At 36.1% G+C, this 3,342-nt stretch carries 5 protein-coding genes; all 5 read right to left on the reverse strand.

The window, feature by feature from the left end; translation table 11 throughout:
• Positions 1-190: 190 nt before the first annotated feature.
• The 5 genes from JSQ97_RS12600 to JSQ97_RS12620 all read right to left on the reverse strand — a co-directional run bounded on the left by JSQ97_RS12600 (position 191) and on the right by JSQ97_RS12620 (position 3,215).
• Positions 191-718 (reverse strand): DUF1697 domain-containing protein, encoded by a 528-nt coding sequence (locus tag JSQ97_RS12600; RefSeq protein ID WP_205076366.1) that lies wholly within the window; start codon positions 716-718, stop codon positions 191-193.
• A 58-nt stretch (positions 719-776) separates the two neighbouring features.
• Positions 777-1,001, reverse strand: a complete 225-nt coding sequence (locus JSQ97_RS12605; RefSeq protein WP_205076370.1) for a hypothetical protein — start codon at positions 999-1,001, stop codon at positions 777-779.
• Positions 1,001-1,444, reverse strand: a complete 444-nt coding sequence (locus JSQ97_RS12610; protein WP_205076367.1) for an Rrf2 family transcriptional regulator — start codon at positions 1,442-1,444, stop codon at positions 1,001-1,003. The genes JSQ97_RS12605 and JSQ97_RS12610 overlap by 1 nt, the downstream gene beginning before the upstream one ends.
• Before the next feature lie 62 nt (positions 1,445-1,506).
• The gene (locus tag JSQ97_RS12615) at positions 1,507-2,391 is read right to left on the reverse strand and encodes a nuclear transport factor 2 family protein (protein WP_205076368.1); all 885 of its coding nucleotides are present in this window, start codon (positions 2,389-2,391) and stop codon (positions 1,507-1,509) included.
• Between the two features lie 227 nt (positions 2,392-2,618).
• Entirely contained in the window at positions 2,619-3,215 is a 597-nt protein-coding gene (locus JSQ97_RS12620) for a hypothetical protein (RefSeq protein ID WP_205076369.1), read from the reverse strand.
• Between the last annotated feature and the right edge of the window lie 127 nt (positions 3,216-3,342).

Raw genomic sequence — 3,342 nt, forward strand, 5'->3', positions numbered from 1 at the left:
CAAAGAACACAATAACATAAATAAAAGTAAAGAAAAAAATATTTTTATAATTAAAGATTTTATATTTTTTTTACTTACGGCCAACTTCATTCTTTTTCTTCCCTGGTACCGCAGTACGGTGTCAATCCAAGACTCGCTTAACCAGCATTGCAAAGCAATGTCAGATCAAATCGGGTGTCAGCTAATTTTTTTATCGGCAATTTGCAAGATATCGAGCCGTATTAACATTTCGTATTGTCATATCTTTATATACTTTATGCGATATTATTTTATTTAAATGGCTTTTATTATAATCTTTTCGTCGAACATTCCAGATTAACGCACCCTTAACATATATTACTTGTATATATTCTTTTTTTATCGGCAATTCATTTATTATGTTTTCATTATCTATTGATTCAAATAAATACGCTACATCGGTCTTTTCATCATCATTATTTTGCCAATCACAGGGGATGCTGTTTGCTATTTTTACCATTTCACTTTTTGTCTTTACCAATACTTTTACTTCATTCCCGGTCGTTATATGTAATGCTTTTTCAATATTCTCCGTGATACTGTTTTTCTTATCATGTGATTTAAAAATGACATTTCCGGAATTGATGTATGTTGAAACGTTTGAAAAACCGCATTGCTCAAACAATGTTTTCAATTCTTTCATATTGATTTTTACCGAGTTTCCGACATTGATACCCCTGAGCAATGCTATATAATCCATAATAATCCTTATTCCGCCCTAAAGTTTAATCTCATTTTAGAAGGCAAGCTTGACTCGATTAAAAAATATTCTTTATTTTTTGTATACATACAATTGCAATGAGTAAAAATATCCAACCATAATTATAAATGCTTTTCATTCTTTTTCTTCCTTCACAATACTGAACAGGGCGAACCTTTGGCTTTCCATCAAGCCCGTTTGTCGCAAGATACTGTAAGCCAACGCCGTCAAGATAATCAGCAATGTCGTTTATTGTCATAGTTTGTTCTTTCTCTCTTTTCATTATGATTTTTCCTTCGCCAAAATCTCTTTCATTCCGCTACGCAAATCTTCCAAAGTGTACTCTTTCATTCTGTTTTCCATTGCGTCCTGGATGTCAGTCAGTTTTCCGTCAAGCAGTGTGTGAATGTTCCGCCCTACAGGGCAAGCGGGATTTGGACTTTCGTGAAAGTGAAAGAGGTCGCCGTTTTCTATCGGGTCTATCGCTTTATAGACATCATAAAAAGTTATTTCCGAAAGCGGATACGTGATTTCAATTCCTCCTGTTCCGCGAGAGACCGTTATAAGTCCTGCGTTTTTTAGCTGTATCAAAATCTTACGAATGATGACAGGGTTTGTGTTTATGGAAGATGCAAGAAAATCACTTGTAACTTTGTAATCGTCCTTGAAAACTTCAACACAAGTGAAGATGTGAAGGGCGATCGTAAATCTGCTTGTTATCTGCATATTAATATTATAGCGTAAAAGGCGGACGATTTTCACCGTCCGCCTTTTTTAGTCAAAAAATCTTAGAACTTACCGTTCTGATTCTGCCAGGTTGATTTTTCGGCAATTGTTTCCATTATATCCCAGTGTTCTGCAATTTTGCCGTTCTCAATTCGCCAAAGGTCATAGTAGCTTGTAGGCTTTCCTGCAAAAGTTCCCTCGCTCACAGCAAGCACGAAATTTCCCTGAGATAAAACCTGATGGGTTTTGTCGTAAATCATGGCGATTCCCTGCTTTCCAAGTGCTTCAAGGGCAGCGTCTAGACCGGAAAGACCGTCTGCAATTCCTGAGTTATGCTGAATGTATTTGTCGCCGTCAAAATATGAAGGCGTTTTTTCAGGATGCTTTCCCTGCATTACATCAACAAGGAAATTCTTTACAAGCTCCCGGTTTGCTTCGGTCTTATCATCATCTTCGATTTTTGTTGTGCCGTCAATCTGCGTGTGTCCGCTTGGATTTGCAGGGACGATATTTGCAAGATTATCCCAGTGTTCTGCGATTTTTCCGTCTGAGTCAAAGCGGAAAATATCAAACGCAACCTGTTCACCTGCTCCTGCAAAGTTATAGACAGTCTGCATAAAAACTTTGTCTCCATCTTCAAAAGCACGGATTGTCTTGAGAGTAGTTTTTACAGGAGCGCTTGCAAGATATGCAACTGAGCCGACAAATGCTTCTGCTCCCGTTCCGTAAGCGAGGTTGTGCTGAATATAGCCTTCTGCCAAAAGCGAACGGGCCTTTTCTGTGTCGCCTGATGCGAATGTTCCGATGAGTGCCTGAGCCTTTTCAATTTGTGTCATAGAGGTCTCCTTCGCAGTCTTTCCCGCTGTCATTGATTTTGTTGTGTTGCAGCTGATGACTATAGTTGCTGCCAGACCAATAATTGCCGTTAGCAAAAGTGATTTTTTCATTTTATCTCCTTGCGGCGTATTTATCGCCGAATAAATTTTAGATGTAATGTTTATTGTTACATCCAAACACAAGATAACACATCGCTGTTGTAATGTCAATGGTTATAATAAAAATTTTTTGATTTTTTTTACCGAAAGTTGCCATGTGGGCAATCCATATAACAGTCGCTTAACCTGCATTTGCGGCTTGTCCGTGTTGTCAGGTTGAAGCGGGTGTTAGATGAAATTTACGGAATAATATTATTTATCAATTTCTTGAATAATAATAGATAGTATACATTATAGTTATTACTTCTATCAGGTGATATAGTATTAAGATACTGACCAGGGGTAATATTTACAGCACCCACATTATTCCGGCATAATTCATTAAATATACGAATAGATTCTTTTGAACCGTGTGCAATACAATTTCGCAATTTTTTTGCATCCCTTAAATCCTTTGTTGTTAATTTTATACTTTTCGTTATAATTTCATGATTACTAAAACATATTTCTGCACGGCTAATAATTGTTTCTGGGCTTGTCCAATCAATAAAATCTTTTTCAAGTTTTAATAAGTTAAGTGCATGTACATCATCCACTGGTTTAAGGTATGATCCAACTTTAGAACCAAACACTTTACCTTTATACTGAGAGCATGAAATAAATAAGTCTTCAATAAAGTTTTCCCAATTTTTATAACCTTGTAAGAATGTATATTCAATACTTTGGTGGAGAATATCAACAGATGAGAAACTAATTCGTTGATATTCTGCATCTATACTAATCAATCTATCAAGTTGAGCAATGTACTGTGTTTTAACCTGTTTTGGTGAAGACATAATATTAACTACTTAATAATTCACAAAGAGTTCTTGCACGAAGCTCTCTTTTAGTTTTATCAGTTGTTGCTCGTCTTGAAGCATCAATAAAATCATCTATACTTTTGTCTTCATTATCATATAATGC

This window comes from Treponema sp. Marseille-Q4523, from assembly GCF_016901105.1.
Classification (GTDB): Bacteria; Spirochaetota; Spirochaetia; order Treponematales; family Treponemataceae; genus Treponema_D.

Bases quoted from the DNA above. Each gene is read 5' to 3' on its own strand.
- JSQ97_RS12615 (WP_205076368.1), bottom strand. From the start codon at position 2,391: ATGAAAAAATCACTTTTGCTAACGGCAATTATTGGTCTGGCAGCAACT.
- JSQ97_RS12600 (WP_205076366.1), bottom strand. From the start codon at position 718: ATGGATTATATAGCATTGCTCAGGGGTATCAATGTCGGAAACTCGGTA.
- JSQ97_RS12620 (WP_205076369.1), bottom strand. From the start codon at position 3,215: ATGTCTTCACCAAAACAGGTTAAAACACAGTACATTGCTCAACTTGAT.
- JSQ97_RS12605 (WP_205076370.1), bottom strand. From the start codon at position 1,001: ATGAAAAGAGAGAAAGAACAAACTATGACAATAAACGACATTGCTGAT.
- JSQ97_RS12610 (WP_205076367.1), bottom strand. From the start codon at position 1,444: ATGCAGATAACAAGCAGATTTACGATCGCCCTTCACATCTTCACTTGT.